Here is a 23,843-nt window from a genome sequence, read left to right as displayed (position 1 = left end):
TAGCGCCTTTGCCCCGGCCTGCCAACGTCTGCCGTCAGCGCAATCCTCATCTGAACCCGAGGTTCTTGAGCGAGAAGAACACGCGGAAGGAATTGCCCTGCCGCGCGTCGGCAATCCGCACGTAGTCCCGCCGCCAGGTGACGCCGAATTCCAGGCAGTCGTCCGAATAGGCGAAACCAAGCCGCGTGCGCAGCGGCTCGAAGCCGTCGGAGGTGAAGTTGTCATCCTCGTCCTGGTCGGTCAGGTTGATGACCGCCGATCCGAAGACCGACCAGTAGCGGGCGACTTCCCAGCGCGCGGCGGTGCGCAGTTCCTCGCGGTCCTGCAGGTCTTCGAACGCCAGGTCGATATCGCGGTTGAGGCGCAGATACCCGACCTCGACATAGTTGCGGTCGCTGCCCACGGTCGCGTCGAGCTCGTTGCGCCGCACGGCGAAGGTGTCCTTGTCGAGCCGGAACCGGTGCGTCAGCTTCACGAAGTCCTTGAAGCGCACTTCGGTCCGCCCGACGAAATCGGAGAACTGTTCGTTGAGACCCGTGCCGTCGGGAAACAGCGTGGGCTTGTCGGTCAGGCGATAGGACTGGCCGATCGTGCTGCGCAGGCGCCAGCCGGGCCGGTCGAGCTGGTAATCGAGGCCATAGGTCACGCGCGCGCCGTCCTCGAACCGGTCGTAGCCGGGGAAGCGGTTGAGCGCGAAGAGGTTGCTGTCTTCCAGGTCGATCGCCCGCGCATCCTCGTTGGGGATCGCCAGGTTGCGGATCGGCGGGCTGGCGACGACCTGCACCCGCGGCGTGATCACCTGCGTGCCGCCGAGGAATTCGCCCACGAAGGGCCACTTGAGGTCCACCGCGGCGGCGGCGATCGCCCGCGTCTGCCACCCCTGCAGCCCGCGATAGCTGGGGGTGATCGTCGCGAAATTCTCGTCCGAATGGTAGATGTCGGCGCGGCCCATCGCCGTCAGCGTCAATTCCTGACCCCAGGCGGTCACGCGGCGCAGGTCCCACTGGGCGCGGGCGAAGGCGCGCTGGGTATCCTGCCCTTCGGAGCGGGTGATCGCGAGCGTGTTGAGCTGCATCTCGATCTTGCCGCCCAGCAGCGGATCGGCCAGCCGCCGGCGGTAGTCGATCACCGGGACCGCGATAGGCACCTGCCCCTGCGACTGGTTGGTGAGCAGGGCCTGGGTGTACCAGCCGGCCGCCGAGAAATAGGAATCGTCGTCGATCCGTTCGGCATTGATCGTCGAGCGCAGCCGGTCGTCGCGGCTGATGTCGTAGCGGCGCAGGAACGTGCGGTCGCTCGCCAGGCGGATCGATCCCGTGACGCTCCAGTTCGGGTCGACCTGGAAGCGGCCGTTGGCGAACAGGTAGCCGCGCAGGTCCCTCTGCCGCGTGGGAACGGTGGCGGCCAACGGGATACGCGATCCGTAGGTCAGGTAGCCGGTCGCCTGAAACGCGCCGTTGTCGAACAGATGGCGGTACTGCGCCGAGACCATCGGCGCGGTCTTCGTATAGACGTATCCCGAAAGCAGCAGGTCGCGGTTCTCGGCTAGGCGGAGGTAGTAGCTCTCGCTCAGTTCAAGGCCGTTGGACGCGCTGTAGCCGATGTCGGGCACGAGGAAGCCGGACTTGGCCGACCCGTCGGTCCGCAGGTTCAGGCCGAAGAGCGGCAGGACGCGCATGCCAAAGATCTCGAGCCAGGCCCCCCGGAAAGTGATCGAATCGTTTTCCTGGTCGTAGACCACCCGCTCGGCGGTGATCCGCCAGCTCGGGCTTTTCGGGCAGCCTTCCTCGGTTTCGACCGAACAGCCCGAATAGGCCGCGCGGGTGAGTTCGACCCGGCCGTTCTCGTCGCGCAGGCCCTGCTCGGCCGCCAGGCGCCCGCCGGTGCGCATCGCGATCAGCAGGTTGCTCATCGCCCCTGCCTTCAGCTCGTCGGTCAGTTCGAGCCGGTCGGTGAAGAGCTGGTTGCCGTCCTCGTCGACCAGCCGGACGTTGCCGGTCGCGACGATTTGGCCGGTCGTCCGGTTCCAGCTCACCGCGTCGGCGCGGACCGATTGGTCGCCCGACCGCAGGACCACGTTCCCGTCGGCCGAGACCGTGTCGCTGCCGTCGTCATAAGCAAGGCCGTTGGCCTCGAACGCGATCTGGCGCTCCCCGGCGGCGTTGAATTCGGGCGCGGGCGGCGGCACGGGCGCATCTTCAGCGGGCCGCGCGGCGAGGACTTCCTCGCTCTGCGGCTCGAGCGTCTCGACGCCCGGCGCGGCGCCGTCCTGCGCCCAGGCATGGGCCGGGTGGGCGATGGCGATGACAAGCGCCAGCGCCGCTCCCGGACGGGCGACGCGCAAGCGGAATCGGCTGGCTTGCAGCGGGTGCTGCCGGACGGGGGGCATGGCTTGCCTATTGCACCGGTGCTGACTAAGCGCAACGCCATCCAATCCCGGCCGCCGCCGATCGGCGCAGCAGGCCACCTGTTCACCGGAGAGACCATGCAGATCACCTTTCGCGCTTCCGCCGATTCCACCACGCCGCGCCTCGTCGCGCGGGTCGCCGACCAGGACGCCCTTCCGTCCGATCTCGGCCGTTCGGACAGCGAAGGCGCCGCCGCCGCCCGCTTCACCGGCAAGGCGGGCCAGGTGTTCGAAAGCTTCGCCGAGATCGACGGGCGCGTCGTGCGCCAGGTGCTGGTGGGCGCGGGCAAGGCCGGCGCGGCGGAGCGGCACCCCTCGCTCGAGAAGGCCGGCGCCGCGCTGGCCGCGCGCTACCTGTGCTCGGGCGAGAAGGCCATCGCGCTGGACGTATCCGACGGCCGGCTCGACGCCGCCGCCGTCGCCTCGGTGCTGACGGGGCTGCGGCTGCGCTCGTGGCGTCACGACACCTACCGCACCCGCCTGAAGGACGAGCAGAAGCGCACCCTGAGCGAGGTCGTCGTGATCGGCGCGCCCGCCGGCACCGATGCCGCCTGGGAAATCGAGCAGGCCGTCGCCGCGGGCGTCGAACTGACCCGCGAGCTCGTGGCGGAGCCGGCGAACATCATCTACCCCGCCACCTTCGTCGACCGCGTCAGCGAGCGGCTCGAAGGCATGGGCGCGGAGGTCTCCTACCTCGGCCAGGCGGAGATGGAAGAACTCGGCATGGGCGCCCTGCTGGGCGTCAACCAGGGTTCCGACCGCGAACCGCGCCTGCTGTGCATCAAGTGGATGGGCGGCGAGCCGGGCACGGCGCCGACCGTGTTCCTGGGCAAGGGCGTGACCTTCGACACCGGCGGCATCTCGCTCAAGCCGCCGGCCGGCATGGAAGAGATGAAGTGGGACATGGGCGGCGCCGGCGCCGTGGCCGGGGCCATGCTGGCGCTGGTCGGCCGCAAGGCGAAGGCCAACGTTATCGGCGTGTGCGGGCTGGTCGAGAACATGCCCGATGCCAAGGCTCAGCGCCCGGGCGACATCGTCACCTCGATGAGCGGGCAGACGATCGAGGTCATCAACACCGACGCCGAAGGCCGGCTGGTGCTGTGCGACGCGTTGACCTGGCTGCAGCGCGAGTTCAAGCCCGCCGCGGTCGTCGATCTCGCCACCCTGACCGGCGCGATGGTCATCTCGCTGGGCCACGAGCATGCCGGCCTCTTCTCGAACGACGAGACGCTGGCCGACAACCTGCTGGCGGCGGGCAAGGCGAGCGGCGACAAGCTGTGGCGCTTCCCGCTCGACCCGGCTTACGACAAGCTGATCGACAGCCCGATCGCCGACATGAAGAACGTCGGCCCGCGTTACGGCGGCTCGATCACGGCGGCGCAGTTCATCAAGCGCTTCGTCGAAAACGACACGCCCTGGGCGCACCTCGACATCGCCGGCATGGCCTGGGCCGACAAGCCCGGCGCGGTGTGGGACAAGGGCGCGACCGGATACGGCGTGCGCCTGATCGATCAGTACGTGCGCTCGGTGCTGGAGAAATAGGCCCATCCGGCCTCAGGTAGCAAAGCGGTAGGCCGAGCAAGGGCCTCAGGTAGCGAAGCGGTAGGTCAACAGGGTGCAGCTCAACTTCTGGCAGTTCACGCAAGGGCCCGTCGAACGGATCGTGGCGATGATCGCCGCCCGCGCGATGGACCAGGGCGAGCGGCTGCTGGTGGTCGATGCCGACGATGCCCGCCGGCAGGCCATCTCCAGCCTGCTGTGGGAAACCAAACCCGAAGCCTTTCTGGCCAACGGCGATGCCGCCGAGCCGGGAGCGGAGCGCCAGCCGATCCTCCTTGCCCGCACCCCGCAGGCGGCCAACGGCGCGCGCTTCGCGATCCTCGCCGACGGCATCTGGCGCGAGGAGGCGATCGGCTTCGACCGCACGATCCTGCTGTTCGACGAGGCCGGGGCGGAGGACGCCCGCATCGTCTGGCGGCTGTTCGCCGGGCGCGAGGACGTGACGCCCGGCTACTTCGCGCAGGAAGGCGGCAAGTGGGTCAAGAAGGCGTGACACTTGCGCGGGGTGCACCGCAGCGCTAGGGGCGCGCCCAATTCTCCCACCCCCCAGCGCAAGGAAATCCCCATGGCGGTCACCCGCACCTTTTCGATCATCAAGCCCGACGCCACCCGCCGCAACCTGACCGGCGCGGTCACCAAGATGCTGGAAGACGCCGGCCTGCGCGTCGTCGCCTCCAAGCGCATCCACATGACCCGCGAGCAGGCCGAGGGCTTCTACGCCGTGCACAAGGAACGCCCCTTCTTCGGCGAACTGTGCGATTTCATGACCAGCGGCCCGGTGGTGGTCCAGGTGCTCGAGGGCGAGGACGCCGTGAAGCGCAACCGCGACGTGATGGGCGCCACCAACCCCGAGAACGCCGAGCCAGGCACGATCCGCAAGGAACTCGCTGAATCGATCGAGGCGAACTCGGTCCACGGTTCGGACAGCAAAGAAAACGCCGCGATCGAGATCGACTATTTCTTCAAGCCCGACGAAATCGTCGGCTGATCCGCGGACCATCCTGACAGCAAAGGGGCCGCCGGAGCGATCCGGCGGCCCTTTTCGTTGTCCTGCCAGGGCCGCGCGGGGGCAAAGGTGACACCAAGTATACACCTGAAACCGCCCCAATCCCGCTGCCGGTCCTCGCGCCGGGCGAAGTGGCTGGCGGGGCAGGGGGCAGCTGCGGCATCCACGAGCCTGAGCCATGATCGGGAGCCAGTAGGAAGGCGGTTTCTCAGCGTTCCTTCGGGCTGTTCGGAATGGCTCCCCTAGCCGTCTAGACCACCACGAAATCGCTCGCCGCGAGGGCGGCGGGGTGGCTGGTTTCGCCCAGCACAGCGAACAGCAGCGCTGCCTGGCCGCCGGTGCCGTCGGGGTCGAAGAACAGCTTGCCGGTGCCAGCGTCGTAAAGGATCCGGTCGTCGCCGTCGTGCGCCGCCGTGCCGGCCCAGAAGGCGCCGGCCGCCAGCGTGCCCACCGGCAGACCGGGGAAGGCGGCGGCCCCGAGCTCGATCCGATCGACGCCCGTCGCGAAGTCGAGGATCAGGTCGACGTTGGGATTGCCCCAGATGCTGGTGGCACCCGGCGCATAGGTGAACATGAAAATGTCCGCACCGCCGGCACCGAGCAGCGTGTCGGCGCCCATCGCGCCGTTCAGCCGGTTGGCGCCGTCGTTGCCGATGAAGAAATCGTCCATCAGCCCGCCGACCAGGTGCTCGACCCCCTCGTAGGTGTCGCCCTCGGCCGCGTTGTTGTAGCCCTTGGCCAGCGTCAGGTTGATGAACACGACGCCCGAGTTGTCCTCGTAGCTCGCCCAGTCGAAACCGCTGCCGCCAATGATGACGTCCGCCCCCACCGCGCCGACGATCGTGTCGTCGCCGCCCGCCCCGTCGAGCCGGTTCAGGCCCGGATCGCCGATGAGGAAGTCGTTGTAGGCGGTGCCGATGACGTTCTCGATGCTGTCGTAGGTGTCGCCGAAGCTGGCATTGCCGTACCCGCGGCCGAGCGACAGGTTGACGAAGACGCCGCCCTCGTCGCCCTCGTAGCTGGCGGTGTCGATACCGGCGCCGCCGAACAGCGCATCCTCGCCGGTACCGCCCACAAGGATGTCGTTGCCGGCGAGTCCGCTGAGAATGTTGTTACTGCCATTGCCGAGCAGCTTGTTGTCGAGCAAATTCCCAGTCGCGTTCAGGTTTCCTGAACCGATCAGGATGAGATTTTCAGCTCCGCCGAGGTATGTCGGATCATAAATCAAGTTGAAATGTGCAGTTACCGCTTCGGTGGTGCTATCTAGAACATAGGAAACAGTCGAATAGACTGTATCGTTTCCGTAGAGATTTGGGGTACCGATCACCGGGACGAAATCCAGACGTTGAAACTCCCAAACTTTGTCCTCGGGATTATCAACGTAATAGGTGTCGTCGCCAGGTCCTCCCCTCATGATATCGCGACCGCCCATCCCGTCGAAGATTTCCGAGTTCCACCCCCCGACCATCACATTGTCGCGCTCGTTTCCAGTGGCCTTGGTGCCGTCGGGCGAACCGTTTACACTGATTGCCTCAACCTGGAGTGGTAAGGTGTAGTTGATGCTGGCGGATACCCAATCGTATCCTTCCCCTTCAAACTCGACGATTACGTCGCCAGGGGAATCGACCTGATAGGTATCGTCCCCCAGGCCGCCCACCATGTAGTCGTCGTTCCCCCAACCGTACACCCAATCGTTACCATCGTCGCCGAAAAGGCGGTCGTTGCCTCCGCCTCCGCCGATAGTATCATTGTCTGGCCCGCCGTGAATTTCGTCGTCGCCTTGGCCGCCATCCAAATAATCGAATCCGAAACCTCCTATAATCAGATCATTATCATCTCCGCCGTCGATATTATCATCCTGCAACCCTCCAAAAATCCTGTCATTTCCCGATCCTGCCGCAACTATATTCCTACCGTTGCCTGGATCGATGTAATCGTCCCCGTCGTCGCCATAGATTTCGTCATTGCCGTCGTAGCCAATGATCGTGTCATTTCCCGGCCCGCCGTAACCGCGATTGTCTCCCGGGCCGAGGTCGATGAAATCCGCTCCCTCGTATCCAGCTAAAAAGTCTCGGCCTTCGCCCCCAAGCAGGATGTTGTCGGCAGCATTGCCGGCGATGTAGTCGTTGAATGCCGTCCCGATTATATTCTCGATCAGCGAACGGGTGTCGCCATGGTACGACAGGGCATTCACGATCCCCCAGTCGACCAGATCGTTGATCGCTAGTTTGGGTTCGATTGCATCCGTTAGCTGGATTGTCCCGCCCGGCTGGAAATTAAGGCCCAAGCCCTTGCCAAAACCGGAAAAATCAAAGGTGTCCACCCCGCCGCCATCCCAGAGGGTGAAGAACACCTTGTTGCCGTTTGGCACGCCCTGACCGATTCCGTCGACGAATAGCTCGCCTGTCACCGGGTCGACGCGATAAGTATTGTCACCGGTGCGGCCGTTAAAACCGGCGCCATAAAGAAACTGCAGCGCCGCGATATCTTCGCGCATAAACGTCTGCGGGTAACTCCATGTGCTGACGTAGCTGTAATCGTCACGAGCAGTGGGTTTCCATGCCCTCTCGCTCATGACCGTGTAACTCATCCAATCGAGGTCTTGGTCCAGCTGGGGCGAGGCCTGTCTCGTGTAATCGAGACCCAATGCATGGCCGATCTCGATCGTGAGCAGATACCACTGCTTGTTGCCCGGGGCCGGAGCAAAGAAATCGAAGTTACTCGACCAGACGTCACCCCCTCTTGGGTCGGATGATGGTGAATATGACGAATAGATGTCGACGCTTGACACGCTCGTCCGACCGAACCGCAAAGTGGCGGTGCCTGCTTCCGCACCCGTCAGTTCGACGAAAGTGAGTCCACTGAACCGTGATACTTGCGCAAGGATTTCGCGCACGGCCGCTTGCTGGGCGGGGGTGAACACGGCGAACTCCAGAGTTGGTTCGCCCGTGCCGCCGTAATCCGCGTACCCCGCCAAGGTTGGAAACGAGAAACTTATCGTGGTTCCGGCCCACTTGTAGGAGCCGGCTACCGCGTCCGTTTCGTCGCGCCCACTGGTGCCGGGTTCGATGACGTCCATGGGTGTTGCTCCGCGACCAATATGACCAGACGGCCGCTCCCCGACCCCCTATGTCCGGAACAATGACTCAAAGTTGTGCGAAGTAAAGCCGATTGCCGCCATCAAAAGGAGTCGGTCGCGCCCGTCAGTGTCGTGGGTCTCTTCGGGGCAACACTGCGCCTGCTGCGATCCTTTACGGCCTAGACCACCACGAAATCGCTCGCCGCGAGGGCGGCGGGGTGGCTTGTCTCGCCCAGCACGGCGAACAGCAGCGCGGCCTGGCCGCCGGTGCCGTCAGGGTCGAAGAACAGCTTGCCGGTGCCAGCGTCGTAGAGGATCCGGTCGTCACCATCGTGCGCCGCCGTGCCGGCCCAGAAGGCGCCGGCCGCCAGCGTGCCCACCGGCAGGCCCGGGAAGGCACCAGCGCTGAGCTCGATCCGATCGACGCCCGTCGCGAAGTCGAGGATCAGGTCGAGGTTGGGATTGCCCCAGATGCTCGTCGCGCCCGGCGCGTAGGTGAACATATAAATGTCCTGCCCGCCGTTGCCCACCAGAGTATCGGCGCCCATCGCGCCATTCAGGCGGTTGGCGTTGTCGTCGCCGATGAAGAAGTCGTCCATCAAGCCGCCGATCAGGTGCTCGACGCCTTGATAGGTGTCGCCTTCGGCGGCGTTATTGAAACCCCTGGCCAGCATCAGGTTGATGAATACCACGCCCGAGTTGTCCTCGAAGCTTGCCCAGTCGGCCCCGGCGCCGCCGACGACGACGTCGGGCCCCACCGCACCGATGATGATGTCGTCGCCCGCCGCCCCGTCGAGGCGGTTTACACCGGGGTCCCCGATCAGGAAATCGTTGTACGACGTACCGATGACGTTTTCGATGCTGTCGTAAGTGTCGCCGGACGATGCGTTGCCGTAGCCGCGACCCAGGGTCAGGTTGACGAACACGCTCCCCGCGTCGCTTTCGTAACTGGCGGTATCAATGCCGCCCCCGCCGATAAGCGTGTCGGCGCCGAACAGGCCGGTCAGCACGTTGTTTTCGGCGTCGCCGACAAGCGTGTCGTCGTAATAGCCCCCGATAACCCATTCGATCGTTTCGAGAGTATCGCCCTCGGCTTCGCTTCCCGAGCCGCGTCCGGTCAGCAGATTGATCGTGACCGCTCCGGAACTCTGGCTGTAATCGGCTAAGTCGAATCCGGCTCCGCCGATCAGCGTATCGGCACCCGCTCCACCCTGGAGAATATCGTTGCCGTTGCCGGCCTCGAGGCGGTTGTCGCCGGAGTTTCCGCGCAGGATATTCTCGTAGACATTGCCCTTGGCGGACAGGTTCGCCGAACCGGTCAAAATGACCAACTCGATGCGGTTCGCCCAGCCGGTATACCCTGCCAGCGAGGCACCGGCGCCGGGATCGTGATAGATATTTGTGTCGATCAGGACGATGTCGACCGAACTGTAAACGGTGTCAAAGCCACCTTCGGCGTACCCGTCGTAGACCTTGTCGCCGATGTCATCGACGAAGAACACGTCGTCTCCTGCCGCGCCGACCATCACGTCCGCACCGGCGCGCCCATCGATGATGTTGTTTCCCGCGTTGCCCCTCAAAATATTGGACTGGGCATTGCCGGTCAGCTGGGCGTTGGCCGTGCCTATCAACCATGCGTCCTCGAATACATCGCTGACTTCGTAGGAAAACGGAGTGAAGACGCGGTCGGTACCCTGGCCGGGAGCTTCGAAGATTACGTCGTCGGGATCATCGATGTAATAGTCATCGTTTCCGGTGCCGCCGGCCATGTAGTCGGCGCCCGCCCCACCGTCGAGAATGTCGTCCAGGTCCTCGCCGAAAAGCCGGTCGCTGCCCTCGTCCCCCATCAAACGATCAGTGCCCGGCCCACCGGCAATGTAATCGTTGCCGAAGCCGCCCACGAGCTCGTCGGCGTCAGCCCCGCCGTCGAGAAGGTCGTCGCCGTCTTCTCCTCTGAGTTCGTCCCTGCCCTCATTGCCGACGAGTCGATCGTTACCTGTGCCGCCGTAAACCACATCGAGGTCGTTTCCGCCTTCGATCCAGTCGTTTCCGTCATATCCCCAAAGGGTGTTGTGTCCCGCCACCATCCTCAGGTGATTGTCCGCCTCGTTCCCGTGAATCACGAAGCTGACGCCGCCGATCACGTTTTCGATCCGGCCTCGCGCGTCACCCGTCGGCGAAAAGGGCAGGACGATATTTCCCGGAGCGCTGGGGCCATCGAAGTTGGCCAATTGCGTGGGGCTGAAAGTATTGAAGATTCCCGGGGTCAAACGCACGGTTGCACCGCGGAAGTTCGACAGGTCGAGAGTGTCGATGCCGCCCGCGTCCCAGAGCGTGCCGAAGATCCTCGATTCGATCGGGGCGCCCTGGCCGACGCCGTCGACGAACATTTCGCCGGTCGTTTCGCTCCACCGATAGACGGTGTCGCCTGCGCGAAAGGAGGCATTCGTTCCATAGAGGAATTGCAGGCCGGCGATGTCCTCGCGCATAAAGGTCTGCGCGAACGACCCGTCGCCCGCCTGATAATTCTCGACGGTTCCGCCCTGGCGCGTACGGTAGCTCATTACCGTGTAGGGCATCCAATCGGTCTCGTGAGACATCGGCGGAGCGGATTCGTGCGGGTGACCGAGCCCCAGCGCATGGCCGATCTCGTGCATCAGCGAGTACCAGGCGTAGTTGCCCGGCATCGGGTTGTCGTGATCGCCGCTGGAATTGTTGAACCACGCATCGCCGCCGAAGCTGCCGGGGTTGGGCAGGTACGCGTAGGCGGTTTCCGCCTCGTCGCTCATGGCGAAGCGCAGCGTGGCGTTGGCGGCATTCGGGCCGCTCAATTCGACGAAGGTCAACCCGGTGAAGCTGGAAATCTGCGTCAGGATCGAGCGGACGGCTGCCTGCTGGACCGCGTTGAACGCCTCGAAGTTCTTGGCCACTTCGTCGACCCCGCCGTAATCGGCATAGCCCGCGAGGTCGGGGAAGGAGAACGTGATCGTCGTGCCTGCCCACTTGGGGCCTTCGACAAGCGCGTCGGTTTCGGCGCGCCCACTGGTGCCGGGTTCGATGACGTCCATGGGTGTTGCTCCGCGACCGGTATGACCAGACGGCCGCTCCCCGACCCCCTATGTCCGGAACAATGACTCAAAGTTGCGCGAAGTAAAGCCGATTGCCGCCGTCAAAAGGCGTCGGCCGCGTCCATTAATGCGGTGAGTCTCTTCGGGGCAACACTGCGCCAGCTGCGTTCGAGCCATTCGCCGACGTGATCCCAGTCGACGCCCGGGCGGTTGAGGATCAGGCCGACCCAGCCGCTCGCGCCATAGTAAGCGGGCCTGAAATAGGTCTCGGGCGAACGTTCGCACAGCGCGGCCAGTTCGTCCGGCCCGCTGGTCTTGATCAGCAGCGCGACATGCTCGGTGCCGTGATGCTGATCGCTGAAATAGGCGAAGTACTTGCCGCTCTTGCCGCCGGTGCGCCAGCCGGGCGAGCCGTGGCTCTCGCGCTCCTCGACCTCGGGCAGGGCAAGGGCGATGCGGTTCACCTGTTCGAGCAGCCAGTCGGCGCGGAACGGCCGGCCGACGTAATCGGCAAGGCAGCGGGGGTAGAGCTGGTATTCGGCCATCAGCACCCGCGCGCCCAGCGTTTCGGGCGTGTCGTCGGGCAGGATGCGCACCGGCACCTGGCCGAGCAGCGGGCCGGCGTCGAGTTCCGGCACCACGACGTGGACCGAACAGCCGCCGTGGCTTTCGCCCGCCTCGATCGCGCGCCGATGGGTGTGCAGGCCCTTGAACTTGGGCAGCAGCGAGGGGTGGGTGTTGACCATCCGGCCCTCCCACTTGTCGACGAAACCGGCGGTCAGGACCCGCATGTAGCCGGCCAGTGCGATGTATTCGGCGCCCGAATTCTCCAGCGCGGCGAGCATGATCGCCTCGTGCTCCTCGCGCGTCATCCCGCCGTGCGGGTGCGCGAAGGTGGCGATCCCCTCGGCCTCGGCGATGGCCAGGCCGCGGGCATCGGGCACGTTGCTGGCGACCAGGACGATCTCGTAGGGGCAGTCGGGCAGGCGCGACTGGAACAGCAGCGAGGACATCGTGGTGCCGCTGCCCGACAGCATGACCGCCACGCCGACCTTGCGCGGCGCCTTGTCAGGCATTGTGGACGGCTTCCCACGCCTGCTCGGAACGCCAGCTTCCGGCCGGGCCGCGCACCGTGCAGCCGCGCGGACCCTGCGCGATCTCGCCGACGTGAACCACCTCCTCGCCCGCCTCCTCGAGCTCGGCGACCACTTCGCCGGCGAGTTCGGGCTGGACGGCGAGGACCATGCCGATCCCGCAGTTGAAGGTGCGGGCCATCTCGCCGGGCTCGATATTCCCCTCGGCCTGCAGGAAGGCCATCAGCGCGGGCTGTTCCCAGGCGCCGGCGTCGACCACGGCGTGCGCGCCTTCGGGCAGGACGCGCGGGATGTTCTCCAGCAGGCCGCCGCCGGTGATGTGGGCCAGCGCATCAATCTTGCCGCCGCGCACCACGGGCAGCAGGCTGGCGACGTAGATGCGCGTGGGCTCGGCCAGCGCGTCGAGCAGGGTGCCCGTTTCGCTATCACGGCCGAACGCGGCGTCCATCGCCCAGGCCCTGTCGGCCGCCAGCCGCCTGACGAGCGAGAAGCCGTTGGAGTGGACGCCCGAACTGGTCAGCCCCAACAGGACGTGCCCAGGGGCCACGCGTTCGCCGGTCAGTTGCTCGCCGCGCTCGACCGCGCCGACGCAGAAGCCCGCCAGGTCGTAGTCGCCCGCGGCGTACATGCCCGGCATCTCGGCCGTCTCGCCGCCGATCAGGGCGCAGCCGGCCATCTTGCAGCCTTCGGCGATCCCGGCGATGACCCGTTCGGCCACGCCGTTCTCCAGCTTGCCGGTGGCGAAATAGTCGAGGAAGAACAGCGGCTCGGCGCCCTGCACGATCAGGTCGTTGACGCACATGGCCACCAGGTCGATGCCCACGGTGTCATGCCGGTCGTGATCGATCGCCAGCTTGAGCTTGGTGCCCACGCCGTCGTTGCCGGCGACCAGCAGGGGATCGGTATAGCCCGCCGCCCGCGGATCGAAGAAGCCGCCGAAGCCGCCGATCTCTCCGTCAGCGCCGGGGCGGCGCGTCGCCTTGACCAGCGGGCCGATCGCCCGGACCAGCGCGTTGCCGGCGTCGATCGAGACGCCTGCCTGTTCGTACGTGTAGCGGTTCAGCCTGGGGTTGTCGGTAGCCATCGCCGAACGCTTTATCCTTTCGCGCTTGGATTCCAACACGCCATTGGGCAATAGGCGGGCGGTTTTACCCGATGACGGCACTTTCGCTCCCTTCCAAGCCAGGCAACCGCCGCCCGCTGCTCGTGCTGGCAGGCGCCGCCGCGCTCGCGCTGGGCGCGGCCGCGCTGATCGCGCAGGTTGGCGGCGACCGCGGCATCGCGCCGGTCGCCAGCAGCACCGACATCACCGTGAACGGCATCGAAGTGAACGTGCTGGGCAAGGATTCGGAAGACGCGCGCGCCCTCGGCTGGCGCGAGGCTCAGCGCAAAGCCTGGGAAAAGCTCGGCGGGCCGAAGATTCCCGACGGGCAGCTCGCATCCTACGTTTCGGCGATCGTCATCGAGAGCGAACAGCTCGGCCCGCGCCGCTACGTCGCCAAGCTGGGCGTGATCTTCGACCGCGCGCGGGCGGGGGGTCTGCTCGGCGCCGGCAACGGCGAGCGCATCCGTTCCGCCCCCATGCTGACCCTGCCGGTCATGATCAGCGGCGGGACCGAGACGCTTTACGAGGTGCGCAGCCCCTGGCAGCGCGCCTGGGCCGAATACCAGGCCGGCGCCAGCGCGATCGACTACGTGCGCCCCAGCGGCGCGGGCGGCGAATCGCTGCTGCTCACTGCAGGCCAGCTCGGCCGCCGCAGCCGCGCCTGGTGGAACACCATCCTCGACCAGTTCGGCGCCGCCGACGTCATCATGCCGATCGCGCGGCTGGAGCGGCAATATCCCGGCGGCCCGGTGCGCGGGACGTTCACCGCCCGCTACGGCCCCGACAACACCTGGCTCGGCCAGTTCCAGCTGACCGCGCCGAGCGAAGCCGCCCTGCCGCAGATGCTGGAGCAGGCGGTGGTGCGTTTCGACCGGATGTATGCCGATGCGCTGGCCCAGGGCCTGCTGCAGCCCGACCCCACGCTCGGCCGGCAGGATATCCAGCTCAGCCCCGAGATCCAGGCGTTGATCGAGGCTTCGCGCCGGGCCGAGGAGGCGGAAGTCGCGCCGCCCGCAGAAGCGTCCGCCACGCCGGGCGCGCTGCCGACGTCGAGCCCGGTGCCCGACCAGCCGCAGGTCCTGAACGCGATCACCGTCCAGTTCGCCACGCCCGACCCAGCCTCGGTCGATGCCGCGCTGGCGGGCGTACGCAGCGCGCCGGGCGTGCGCGCGGTCGCCACGTCGAGCATCGCCATCGGCGGCGTGTCCGTGATGCGGGTGACGTTCGCGGGCGACATCTCCGACCTCGCGGAAGCGCTGCGCGCGCGCGGGTTCCAGGTCCAGTCGCTCGGCAGCGCACTGTCGATCCGGCGGTAAGTCCGCCCGTGTCGCAGATCGCCTTGCCCTTGCCGCGCGGAGGGGGCGCCGGTCCCGCGCGGATCGTGCTGGGGGAGGGCAACCGCCACGTCGCCGAAGCGCTCGCCGCGCCCCAAGGCTGGCCGTTCCGCACCGCCGTGCTCACCGGGCCGCCGGGATCGGGCAAGTCGCTGTTCGCCCGCTGGTTCGCCGAGCAGGGCGCCAATCGAGCGCTCGATAACGCGCGCTCGATGCCCGAGGACGAGGTGTTCCACCGCTGGAACCGGGCGCAGGAGGACGGCAGTCCGCTTTTGATCGTCGGCGGGGAGCCCCCGTGGGACATCGCGCTGCCGGACCTGCGCAGCCGGCTGGGCGCTGCGCTGCAGCTCGAGATCGGCCCGCCGGACGACGCGCTGATGGGCGAGCTCCTGCTGTCGCTGGCGGCCGAACGCGGTTTGCCGCTGGGGCCCGAGGCGGCGGCCTATCTTGTCCCGCGGGTGACGCGATCCTACCTGAGGCTCGAAAAGCTGGTCGAGGCGATCGACCGGTTGAGCCTGGAGCGCAAGGTGCCCCCCACGCTGGCGATCTGGCGGGCGGCACTCGAGGCGGTCGAGGGGCCGGAGGAACCGCGCTTGCTTTAAAGCGGGGTTTGAGGGAGGATTGTTGCCGGTATGTTCGGATCGCTCCTGGAATATCTCGACTCGATCCGCGCGCGCGATCCCGCGCCGCGCAGCCGGGCCGAGATACTGCTCTATCCCGGCGTGCTGGCCCTCGGCCTGCACCGGGTGGCCCACTGGCTGTTCGAGGCCGGGCTCTATTTCCTCGCCCGGCTGGTCAACCACCTCAGCCGCTTCCTGACCGCGATCGACATCCATCCCGGCGCGAAGATTGGGAAGAATTTTTTCATTGATCATGGTTTCACCGTCATCGGTGAGACGGCCGAGATCGGCGACAACGTGACGATCTATCAGTGCGTCACGCTGGGCGGCACCAACCCGACCAACGGGCAGGCCGGCAAGCGGCACCCGACGCTGCGGGACAACGTGATCATCGGTTCGGGCGCGCAGATCATCGGCCCCATCGTGGTGGGCGAGCGGGCGCGCGTGGGCGCCAATGCGGTCGTGACCGACGACGTGCCCGAAGGCGCGACGATGATCGGCCTCAAGGCCCGCTCCACGCTGGTCCCGGCGGAGACCTGGCTGCGCGAATTCATTCCCTACGGCACGCCGTGCGACGAGCCGTGCGAGCCCTCGACGCAGCGGATCGACGATCTCGAGGCGCGGCTGACGCAGTTGCAGGGCGAACTGGACAAGCTGCGGGCGGGTGCCGCGGCGGCCCAGCCGGCGCCGGTCGTGGCACGCAGCAAGAAGACGGGCAGCTGATGGCAGGCGCCTGCTGATGGAAGGTCTGCCGGGCCTCGGCCAGGTTCTTGCCTTCCCGGGCCGCCCACCCAACCAGGTCGGTTTCGAGCGCGCCGAACTGTCCCGCATCCTCGATCTCTACGGGCGGATGGTCGCCGCCGGCGAATGGCGCGACTATGCGATGGACTTCCGCAAGGACGCGGCGACCTTCGCCGCCTTCCGCCGCACGGCCGACGTGCCGCAGATGCGCCTTGAGAAGCGCCCCGCCTTGCGCGGCAAGCAGGGCATGTGGACCCTGTTCGGCGAACACGGCCAGGTGCTCAAGCGCGGCCACGAACTGGCCAACGTCCTCGCCCCGATCGAACGGCGGCTGGTCAAGGCGGTCGACTAGGACCACACCCCCATTTCAGTCGGGGATTACGCGCGCGCGCAGCATGGAACCGGCGCCAACGCCCGGTATTTCTACTCAATAGATCGTTTCAGGTTGCGACACCCCGGCCGTGGCACTCGGCACGGCGGGCCGGTTGCGACAGACGAATGCCCTGCGATCTGTTGGAGAGTTTTTCGTGCCGACCGCCGTTTGCCGTGCGCTGACGAAGGGGACCGCCGCCCTTGCATTTCTTGCTTCGGGTGCAGGCGCCGTGGCGGGCGAGGGGTCGCCGACCGCAACGATGGGCGTCTCGCTCGTCATACCCGCCACACCGCCGAAAGCTGTCCCAGAAGGCATCGATCGCTTTGTTTCGGGTACAGGCACGCGCGCGGGCTGCAACCGCAGGGAAGAGTGCGCCGAAGTGCCACTCCCCCGGCTGACCTTCAGCGGGGCTGCTCTCCCGAAGAGGCGGATCGGTGCTGGAGCCCCTCGAGCGCCCCGGCCAGTTCTCCATAATCCTCGATGATCGCGTCGGCGCCAAGCTCCGCGACCGGCATGTCGTGATAGCCGGGCGCATAGACCACGCAGGGCGCGCCCGCAGCCTTCGCTGCCAGCACGTCGAAGCTCGCGTCGCCGACCATTGCGAAACGCTTGCCCCCGCAGCGCCGCAGGGCTTCGTCCAGCATGTCGGGCTGCGGCTTGCTGCGGCCGGGGCCCATGGTGTCGCCGCCCAGGATCGCGGCGAAGCGGTGGCTCATGCCCAGCTCGTCGAGTAGCTTGACCGCGTTCTGCTCCACCTTGTTGGTGCAGACCGCCAGCTTGCAGCCGCGCGCGGCGAGGGCATCGAGCGCGTCGAGCAGCCCGGGATAAGGTTGCGAGTGGGCCGAGGTATGAGCGAAGTAGAAGTCCATCAGCACGTCGTAAGCCTGCGCGAATTCCTCGTCGGCGACCATGCCGCCGGTGCGCTCGAACGCGCGGGTCAGCATGGCGCGGGTGCCGCCGCCGATCATCTCGCGCGTCACCTCCGCGCTGACGGTGGGGCGGCCGGCCGAGGTCAGGGCCGCGTTGACCGCGCGGCACAGGTCCGGCGCGGTGTCGACCAGGGTGCCGTCGAGGTCGAAGCCGATGGTGTCGAAGGGGAAGGCGTTCATGCCTGCGGAGCCCTGCCGCAGGGTTATGGAAACCGCAACCGATTGCTGGCATGGACCCCGGCATGAGCCAGAGCCGCCCCGTTGCCGCCATCGTCCTTGCCGCCGGCAAGGGCACCCGGATGAAGAGTTCGCTGCACAAGGTGCTGCACCCGGTCGCCGGGCGGCCGATGCTGGACCACCTGCTGGCCAGTGTGGCGGCGCTCGACCCGGTCAAGACGGTCGTCGTCGTCGGCCATGGCAAGGAGCAATTGGCCGCGGCGCTGGGCGACCGGGCCGAGATCGTGGTGCAGGAACCCCAGATGGGCACCGGGCACGCGGTGCAGCAGGCCGAAAGCGTACTGGCCGGGTTCGATGGCGACGTGATCATCCTGTACGGCGACGTCCCGTTCGTGGCCCGTTCGACCATGCGGCGGATGCTCGACCGGCTGGGCGATGCGGATTCCCCGGCAGCAGTGGTGCTGGCGTTCAAGGCGGCCGATCCCGGCGCCTATGGCAGGGTCGTCAGCGTCGACGGCGAGACGATCGTCAAGATGGTCGAATACAAGGATGCGACCGAGGACGAGCGCAGGATCGACCTGTGCAATTCGGGCATGATGGCCTGCCGTGCGGGCGACCTGTTCGCGCTGCTGGCGCGCGTCACCAATGACAACGCGGCCGGCGAATTCTACCTGCCCGACGTGGTCAAGATCGCCGCGCAGGACGGGCGCAAAGCCAAGTTTATCGAGACGCACGAGAGCGAGGTGCAGGGCATCAACAGCCGCGGGGAACTGGCGGCGGCCGAGCGCCAGTGGCAGGCGTTCCGCCGCGAGGAAGCGATGGCCGCCGGCGTCTCGCTCGCCGCGCCCGAGACGGTGTTTTTCAGCTACGATACCGAACTGGCGGAGGACGTGACCGTCGAGCCCAACGTGGTCTTCGGACCCGGGGTCAAGGTCGCCAGCGGCGCGACGATCCACGCATTCTGCCATCTGGAGGGCTGCACGATCGGGGCCAATGCATCGGTCGGGCCTTTCGCCCGCCTGCGCCCCGGGGCGACGCTGGGCGCCGACAGCAAGGTCGGCAATTTCGTCGAGATCAAGAACGCCGTGCTGGGCGAAGGCGCCAAGGCGAGCCACCTGACCTATCTGGGCGATGCGCAGATCGGGGCCGGGGCCAATATCGGCGCCGGCACGATCACCTGCAACTATGACGGCTATTTCAAGCACAAGACCGTGATCGGCGAACGTGCCTTCATCGGCAGTAACAGTTCGCTCATCGCGCCGGTCAGCATCGGGGCCGACGCGATCGTCGCGGCCGGCAGCGCGGTGAGCCGCGACGTTGCGGCCGGAGAGCTGCGGATGGTGCGCGCCGACCAGTTGGTGAAGCCTGGCTGGGCCGACCGCTTCCACGACGCGATGAAGCGCAAGAAGGCAGATGCCAAGGCCAAGAAATAGCTTGCAATGATATCATGATATGATATCGCGATATCAATGACCCGGATTCTTGCCGACCTGCCCGACGACGACATCGAATGGCTCGACGCCCGCGCGGCCGCCGAGGGCAAGTCCCGCGCGTCGGTGCTGCGCGAGGCGGTGGCCACCTTCAAGGCGCAGGCGCCCGGTTCGGGCCGCAAGGACTGGATCGCGCGCGGCGCGGGCCTGTGGAAGGACCGCCATGACATCGGCGACGGGGTCGACTATCAGCGCGCGATCCGCGAGGATCGCCGGCCATACGAAGACATCTGACGGGTGTCCGACCCGTTCTTCGATTGCAACATCCTGATCGACTGGCTGAGGGACATTCCGCAGGCCAGCGCGGAACTGTCGCGTTACAATCGCCACCGGATCAGCCGCATCGTGTGGACCGAGGTGCTCGCGGGCGAACCGCTCGAGCGGCGCGACATGGTGCGTGACACGCTGCTCCCCTTCGACGTGGTGGAACTCGACGCCCGCATCGCGGCGGCCGCGGCCGATATCCGGCACCGTTCGCGGCTCAAGCTTCTCGACGCCTATGTCCTGGCCACCGCGCAGGTGAATGGGGCAATCCTGGTTACGCGAAATATCAAGGACTTCCCGGCAAACATGCCGGGCATCCGCATTCCCTACATCCTCCAGCGAAAGACCTAAAACATGTGCGGCATCATCGGCATCGTCGGCAAGGAACCCGTGGCGGATCGCCTCGTCGATGGACTGCGGCGGATGGAATACCGCGGCTACGACAGCGCGGGCATCTGCACGCTCTACGGCGGCGATCTCGTCCGCCGCCGGGCGGAGGGCAAGCTGCGCAATCTCGCCGCCGAGCTTGAGCGCAATCCCGCGCCGGGCGACGTCGGCATCGCGCACACCCGCTGGGCGACCCACGGCGCGCCGACCACGAACAATGCTCACCCCCACGCGACCGCCGAGGTGGCGCTGGTCCACAACGGGATCATCGAGAACTTCAAACAATTGCGCGACGAGCTCGAGGCTCGTGGCCGCACCTTCGAAAGCCAGACCGACACCGAAGTCGTGGCGCACCTGGTGTCCGAACAGGTCGAGGCAGGCTCCTCACCCGAGGACGCGGTCAAGGCCGTGCTGCCGCGCCTGCGCGGCGCCTTCGCGCTGGCGATCGCCTTCCGCCAGCATCCCGACATGCTGATCGGCGCGCGCCTGGGCTCTCCGCTGGTGGTCGGTTACGGCGATGGCGAGACCTACCTCGGCTCCGACGCGCTGGCGCTGGCGCCGCTGACGCAGCAGATCTCCTATCTCGACGAGGGCGACTGGGTCGTCATCACGCGCGAGGGCGCGAAGGTCCATGACGCCGAGAACCGGCCGGTCGAGCGCGAGATCACCACCTCGGGCGCTTCCGCCGCGGCGATCGAGAAGGGCAACTACCGGCATTTCATGCTCAAGGAGATCTTCGAGCAGCCGACCGTCGTGGCGCAGACGCTGCGCAGCTACCTGCGGCCGATGGAACAGCAGGTGGCGCTGCCGCAGATCGACTTCGACATCTCCGGCATCGACCGGGTGACGATCGTCGCCTGCGGCACGTCCTATTACGCTGGAATGGTGGCGAAATACTGGTTCGAGCAGTTCGCCCGGGTGCCGGTCGACATCGATTTCGCCAGCGAATTCCGCTACCGCGAGCCGGTCCTGCAACCGGGCGGGCTGTCGCTGTTCATCTCGCAGAGCGGGGAGACCGCCGACACGCTGGCGGCGCTGCGGCATTGCAAGGCCGAAGGCCAGACCATCGCCGTGGTGGTCAACGTGCCCACCAGCTCGATGGCGCGCGAGGCTGACCTGCTCCTGCCGACCCATGCGGGCCCGGAGATCGGCGTTGCCAGCACCAAGGCCTTCACCTGCCAGCTTGCCGTCCTCGCCGCGCTCGCCGCGCATTTCGCGGTGAAGAAGGGCAAGCTCTCGCGCGAGGACGAGGCGGAGATCGTGCGCCACCTGCTGGAAGCGCCCGCCTGCCTCAACGCGGCGCTGGCGCACGACGACGAGATTGCCGGCATGGCGCACCTCATCGCCCCGGCGCGCGACGTGCTTTATCTCGGCCGCGGGCCGGACTTCCCGCTGGCGCTCGAAGGCGCATTGAAGCTCAAGGAAATCAGCTACATCCATGCTGAAGGTTATGCTTCGGGCGAGATGAAACACGGGCCCATCGCGCTGATCGACGAGGCCGTTCCGGTTATCGTTCTCGCACCGTCGGGGCCGTTGTTCGAAAAGACCGTGTCGAACATGCAGGAAGTGCGCGCGCGGGGCGGCAAGATCGTGCTGATTTCCGACCGCGCGGGGCTCGAGGAAGCGGGCGAGGGCTGCCTTGCCACGATCGAGATGCCGCAGGTCCATCCGCTGATCGCGCCGCTGGTCTATGCCGTGCCGGTCCAGTTGCTCGCCTACCACGTCGCGGTGGCCAAGGGGACCGACGTCGATCAGCCGCGCAATCTGGCAAAATCGGTTACCGTGGAATGATTGCTCAATCGCGATCCGCGACCCCGTAATTTACCGGGTCTCAACGATTGCCCCCTAATCCGCGAGGGGTGACCGAAAGCAATTCCGCACTGCACCAGCTGCCAACGGAACTCACGTTGGCGGAGCTGATCGGGCTCAAGGACCCGGCCCAGGCCAACTGGGCGCACATTCGTGCGTTGCAGTACGCCTCGTTGCACCGCCTGGCGCGCAGCCGGGCGATCGTTCACGCGATGGCGGCGATTGTCATGGTCGGGCTCTATTTCGGCAAGGCGCCGCTGTGGCTGCTGCTGCCCCTGCTGCCGCTGATCGGGCTGGCGCAGTGGAATGCCTCGCGCATCGACTGCAGCCTGGCCGACATCGACCGGCGCACGATGACGCGGTACGAATTCAAGCGCCAGGCGCAGGGTGTGGCCGGGTCTGCCGGCGCGTGGGCCGCAGCGCTGCTGGTACTCCCCTACTTCGGACCGCCGGCCGATCACGTCGCCTTGTGGTGCATCGTATCGATGCTGGTTGCCGGTTCGGCTCTGGCCATGGCGCCAGCGCCGATGGCGACGCTGGTCTTCTGCGGAATTACCGGGCTTGCCGGCGTCGTCTCGTTCGCACTGCAATTGCAGTTCGCCTACGCCGCCATGGTCCTGGGCTTCGTCTGCGTTGCGGTGGCCGGGTCGCTTACGGTATCGCGCACCTTCCTCGCCGCCCAGATCGCCCTTGAGGGCGTCGCCGAAAAGAGCGAGGTCGTGTCGCTGCTGCTGCGCGAGTTCGAGGAGAACGAGGCCGACTGGCTGTGGCAGATCGACACCAACCGCCTCGTCCGCTCCGCCAGCCCGCGCTTCGCCTTCGCGCTCGGCCGCGACGTCGCGGAGGTCGAAGGCTCTTCCTTCATCAAGATGATCGCCGGCTCCTCGTGGGAAAGCGGACAGTTTCCGGCCAGCCTCCACGACCTCGCCGAACGGCTCAAGCGGCGCGAGAACTTCTCCAACCTGCTGGTCCAGGTGGAGGTCGGCTCGGGCCGCCGCTGGTGGGAAATCTCCGGCACGCCGATGCGCGACGAGAAGGGCAACTTCATCGGTTTCCGCGGGGTCGGCTCCGACGTCACCGAACAGCGCGAATCGTCGGAAAAGATCGCCTATCTCGCCCGCTACGACACCCTCACCGGGTTGCCGAACCGCCTGATGGTGACCGAGTCCCTGAAAGAAGCGCTCAAGTATTCCGAACAGTGGCGCACGCGCTGCGGCTTCCTGATGATCGACCTCGACCGCTTCAAGGCGGTCAACGATTCGCTGGGCCACCAGTACGGCGACCAGTTGCTCGCGCAGGTCTCGCAGCGCCTCGAAATGCTGGCCACCGACAACGAGATGTGCGGGCGGCTTGGCGGCGACGAGTTCGCCGTGGTGATCCGCGACGCGTCGGACCGCGGCGCGGTCGAGCGGTTTGCCGCCTCGATCATCGAAACGCTCTCGCATCCTTACGATGTCGAGAACAACAAGCTCTACATCGGCGCCAGCGTCGGCTCCGCCATGGGGCCGCGCGACGGCGATTCGGTCGAGATGCTGATGCGTAACGCCGACCTGGCGCTGTACCGCGCCAAGGACGAGGGCGGCGGGGAGCACTGCAAGTTCGAGCCGACGCTCCACGCCGAGGCAGAAGAGCGCCGCCTGCTGGAGAACTCGCTCCGCTTCGCCACCGACAAGGGCGAACTGCTGCTGAATTTCCAGCCGGTGGTCGACGCCCGGACCGAACAGGTGGTCAGCTTCGAAGCGCTGGTTCGCTGGCAGAGCGAAGAACACGGGTTCGTCCGGCCCGACAAGTTCATTCCGCTGGCTGAGGATACGCGCCTCATCGTGCCCATCGGCGACTGGGTGCTGCGCGAGGCGTGCCGCCAGGCGGTGCAATGGCCGACGCACATCAAGGTCGCGGTCAACGTCTCGGGCGAGCAACTGCTCGAACCGGGTTTCGCAAACTCGGTCGTGCGCGCGCTGACCGACAGCGGGCTGCCCGCCAACCGGCTCGAGGTCGAGGTGACCGAGAGCATCTTCGTGCGCGATGCGCAGATCGCCCGCCAGGCGCTCGAAGAGATCATGGCCCTGGGCTGCACGATCGCGCTCGACGATTTCGGAACCGGCTACTCCTCGCTCGGCTACCTGCGCGCGATCCGCTTCTCGACCATCAAGGTCGATCGCAGCTTCGTGCAGGGCGCCGCGCAGAAGAGCCCGGAATCGCTGGCAATCGTGCGGGCCGTCGTGGCGATGGCGCAGAGCCTGGACATGACGACCACCGCCGAAGGGGTGGAAGATGCCGCCCAGGCCACGCTGATCCGCGAAATGGGCTGCAACAAGATCCAGGGATTCTACTTCGGCCGGCCGATGCCTGCCGACGAAGCGATGGCCCTGGTCCAGCGCGCCGCGAAGGCCGCCTAGG

The 23,843-nt window shown here is 66.6% G+C and carries 18 protein-coding genes; 12 read left to right on the top strand and 6 right to left on the bottom strand.

The window, feature by feature from the left end; all coding sequences use genetic code 11:
• Window positions 1-46: 46 nt before the first annotated feature.
• Window positions 47-2,389 (bottom strand): LPS-assembly protein LptD, encoded by a 2,343-nt coding sequence (locus ACWPMZ_RS10350; RefSeq protein WP_455703927.1) that lies wholly within the window; start codon window positions 2,387-2,389, stop codon window positions 47-49.
• 96 nt (window positions 2,390-2,485) lie between these two features.
• On the opposite strand from ACWPMZ_RS10350, the gene ACWPMZ_RS10345 reads away from it, so the two are divergent.
• The 3 genes from ACWPMZ_RS10345 (at window position 2,486) to ndk (ending at window position 4,955) form a co-directional block, all read left to right on the top strand.
• Window positions 2,486-3,949 carry a leucyl aminopeptidase gene (locus tag ACWPMZ_RS10345; RefSeq protein ID WP_455704190.1) on the top strand — a complete coding sequence of 488 codons (1,464 nt, stop codon included), beginning with the start codon at window positions 2,486-2,488 and terminating at the stop codon, window positions 3,947-3,949.
• A gap of 73 nt (window positions 3,950-4,022) precedes the next feature.
• Window positions 4,023-4,460: a DNA polymerase III subunit chi gene (locus ACWPMZ_RS10340; RefSeq protein WP_455703926.1), complete on the top strand. Its 438-nt coding sequence runs from the start codon at window positions 4,023-4,025 to the stop codon at window positions 4,458-4,460.
• Between the two features lie 72 nt (window positions 4,461-4,532).
• Entirely contained in the window at window positions 4,533-4,955 is a 423-nt protein-coding gene (ndk, locus tag ACWPMZ_RS10335; RefSeq protein WP_455703925.1) for a nucleoside-diphosphate kinase, read from the top strand.
• Between the two features lie 268 nt (window positions 4,956-5,223).
• Here ndk and ACWPMZ_RS10330 read toward each other — a convergent pair whose 3' ends face one another.
• From ACWPMZ_RS10330 to purM, 4 genes are all read right to left on the bottom strand, one after another.
• Entirely contained in the window at window positions 5,224-8,052 is a 2,829-nt protein-coding gene (locus tag ACWPMZ_RS10330) for a hypothetical protein (protein WP_455703924.1), read from the bottom strand.
• Window positions 8,053-8,231: 179 nt separating this feature from the next.
• Entirely contained in the window at window positions 8,232-11,120 is a 2,889-nt protein-coding gene (locus ACWPMZ_RS10325) for a M10 family metallopeptidase C-terminal domain-containing protein (RefSeq protein ID WP_455703923.1), read from the bottom strand.
• A 101-nt stretch (window positions 11,121-11,221) separates the two neighbouring features.
• The gene (gene purN, locus ACWPMZ_RS10320; protein ID WP_455703922.1) at window positions 11,222-12,196 is read right to left on the bottom strand and encodes a phosphoribosylglycinamide formyltransferase; all 975 of its coding nucleotides are present in this window, start codon (window positions 12,194-12,196) and stop codon (window positions 11,222-11,224) included.
• Entirely contained in the window at window positions 12,189-13,298 is a 1,110-nt protein-coding gene (gene purM / locus ACWPMZ_RS10315) for a phosphoribosylformylglycinamidine cyclo-ligase (RefSeq protein WP_455703921.1), read from the bottom strand. The genes purN and purM overlap by 8 nt, the downstream gene beginning before the upstream one ends.
• A gap of 71 nt (window positions 13,299-13,369) precedes the next feature.
• On the opposite strand from purM, the gene ACWPMZ_RS10310 reads away from it, so the two are divergent.
• From ACWPMZ_RS10310 to ACWPMZ_RS10295, 4 genes are read left to right on the top strand one after another with little or no spacing between them, the layout of a single operon-like run.
• Window positions 13,370-14,635: a heavy-metal-associated domain-containing protein gene (locus ACWPMZ_RS10310; RefSeq protein ID WP_455703920.1), complete on the top strand. Its 1,266-nt coding sequence runs from the start codon at window positions 13,370-13,372 to the stop codon at window positions 14,633-14,635.
• Between the two features lie 8 nt (window positions 14,636-14,643).
• A complete protein-coding gene (locus ACWPMZ_RS10305) occupies window positions 14,644-15,255 on the top strand; it encodes an ATPase (RefSeq protein WP_455703919.1) in 612 nt (203 codons plus the stop codon).
• 30 nt (window positions 15,256-15,285) lie between these two features.
• Window positions 15,286-15,996 carry a serine O-acetyltransferase EpsC gene (gene epsC, locus ACWPMZ_RS10300; RefSeq protein WP_455703918.1) on the top strand — a complete coding sequence of 237 codons (711 nt, stop codon included), beginning with the start codon at window positions 15,286-15,288 and terminating at the stop codon, window positions 15,994-15,996.
• A gap of 16 nt (window positions 15,997-16,012) precedes the next feature.
• On the top strand, window positions 16,013-16,366 hold the full coding sequence (locus tag ACWPMZ_RS10295) for a DUF2794 domain-containing protein (RefSeq protein ID WP_455703917.1): 354 nt from the start codon (window positions 16,013-16,015) through the stop codon (window positions 16,364-16,366).
• Window positions 16,367-16,788: 422 nt separating this feature from the next.
• Here ACWPMZ_RS10295 and ACWPMZ_RS10290 read toward each other — a convergent pair whose 3' ends face one another.
• Window positions 16,789-17,496 (bottom strand): HAD-IA family hydrolase, encoded by a 708-nt coding sequence (locus ACWPMZ_RS10290; RefSeq protein ID WP_455703916.1) that lies wholly within the window; start codon window positions 17,494-17,496, stop codon window positions 16,789-16,791.
• A gap of 62 nt (window positions 17,497-17,558) precedes the next feature.
• On the opposite strand from ACWPMZ_RS10290, the gene glmU reads away from it, so the two are divergent.
• From glmU to ACWPMZ_RS10265, 5 genes are all read left to right on the top strand, one after another.
• Window positions 17,559-18,926, top strand: coding sequence for a bifunctional UDP-N-acetylglucosamine diphosphorylase/glucosamine-1-phosphate N-acetyltransferase GlmU (gene glmU / locus ACWPMZ_RS10285; protein ID WP_455703915.1), 1,368 nt, complete (start codon window positions 17,559-17,561; stop codon window positions 18,924-18,926).
• 36 nt (window positions 18,927-18,962) lie between these two features.
• Window positions 18,963-19,217 carry a ribbon-helix-helix protein, CopG family gene (locus ACWPMZ_RS10280; protein WP_455703914.1) on the top strand — a complete coding sequence of 85 codons (255 nt, stop codon included), beginning with the start codon at window positions 18,963-18,965 and terminating at the stop codon, window positions 19,215-19,217.
• A 3-nt stretch (window positions 19,218-19,220) separates the two neighbouring features.
• Window positions 19,221-19,598, top strand: coding sequence for a PIN domain-containing protein (locus ACWPMZ_RS10275; RefSeq protein ID WP_455703913.1), 378 nt, complete (start codon window positions 19,221-19,223; stop codon window positions 19,596-19,598).
• Between the two features lie 3 nt (window positions 19,599-19,601).
• Complete coding sequence (gene glmS, locus ACWPMZ_RS10270; protein WP_455703912.1) at window positions 19,602-21,425, top strand: glutamine--fructose-6-phosphate transaminase (isomerizing); 1,824 nt, start codon at window positions 19,602-19,604, stop codon at window positions 21,423-21,425.
• A 116-nt stretch (window positions 21,426-21,541) separates the two neighbouring features.
• Window positions 21,542-23,842, top strand: coding sequence for a putative bifunctional diguanylate cyclase/phosphodiesterase (locus ACWPMZ_RS10265; protein WP_455703911.1), 2,301 nt, complete (start codon window positions 21,542-21,544; stop codon window positions 23,840-23,842).
• Window position 23,843: the final 1 nt, after the last annotated feature.

This window comes from Tsuneonella sp. HG222 (genome assembly GCF_053819185.1).
Note: the sequence above shows the minus strand (reverse complement) of the source record. Positions and strands in the feature narration are given on the sequence as shown.

Excerpts from the sequence above, each read along its gene's own strand:
- ACWPMZ_RS10350 (WP_455703927.1), bottom strand. The coding sequence starts at position 2,389 with ATGCCCCCCGTCCGGCAGCACCCGCTGCAAGCCAGCCGATTCCGCTTG.
- ACWPMZ_RS10345 (WP_455704190.1), top strand. The coding sequence starts at position 2,486 with ATGCAGATCACCTTTCGCGCTTCCGCCGATTCCACCACGCCGCGCCTC.
- ndk (WP_455703925.1), top strand. The coding sequence starts at position 4,533 with ATGGCGGTCACCCGCACCTTTTCGATCATCAAGCCCGACGCCACCCGC.
- ACWPMZ_RS10330 (WP_455703924.1), bottom strand. The coding sequence starts at position 8,052 with ATGGACGTCATCGAACCCGGCACCAGTGGGCGCGACGAAACGGACGCG.
- ACWPMZ_RS10325 (WP_455703923.1), bottom strand. The coding sequence starts at position 11,120 with ATGGACGTCATCGAACCCGGCACCAGTGGGCGCGCCGAAACCGACGCG.
- purN (WP_455703922.1), bottom strand. The coding sequence starts at position 12,196 with ATGCCTGACAAGGCGCCGCGCAAGGTCGGCGTGGCGGTCATGCTGTCG.
- purM (WP_455703921.1), bottom strand. The coding sequence starts at position 13,298 with ATGGCTACCGACAACCCCAGGCTGAACCGCTACACGTACGAACAGGCA.
- ACWPMZ_RS10310 (WP_455703920.1), top strand. The coding sequence starts at position 13,370 with ATGACGGCACTTTCGCTCCCTTCCAAGCCAGGCAACCGCCGCCCGCTG.
- epsC (WP_455703918.1), top strand. The coding sequence starts at position 15,286 with ATGTTCGGATCGCTCCTGGAATATCTCGACTCGATCCGCGCGCGCGAT.
- ACWPMZ_RS10295 (WP_455703917.1), top strand. The coding sequence starts at position 16,013 with ATGGAAGGTCTGCCGGGCCTCGGCCAGGTTCTTGCCTTCCCGGGCCGC.
- ACWPMZ_RS10290 (WP_455703916.1), bottom strand. The coding sequence starts at position 17,496 with ATGAACGCCTTCCCCTTCGACACCATCGGCTTCGACCTCGACGGCACC.
- glmU (WP_455703915.1), top strand. The coding sequence starts at position 17,559 with ATGAGCCAGAGCCGCCCCGTTGCCGCCATCGTCCTTGCCGCCGGCAAG.
- ACWPMZ_RS10280 (WP_455703914.1), top strand. The coding sequence starts at position 18,963 with ATGACCCGGATTCTTGCCGACCTGCCCGACGACGACATCGAATGGCTC.
- glmS (WP_455703912.1), top strand. The coding sequence starts at position 19,602 with ATGTGCGGCATCATCGGCATCGTCGGCAAGGAACCCGTGGCGGATCGC.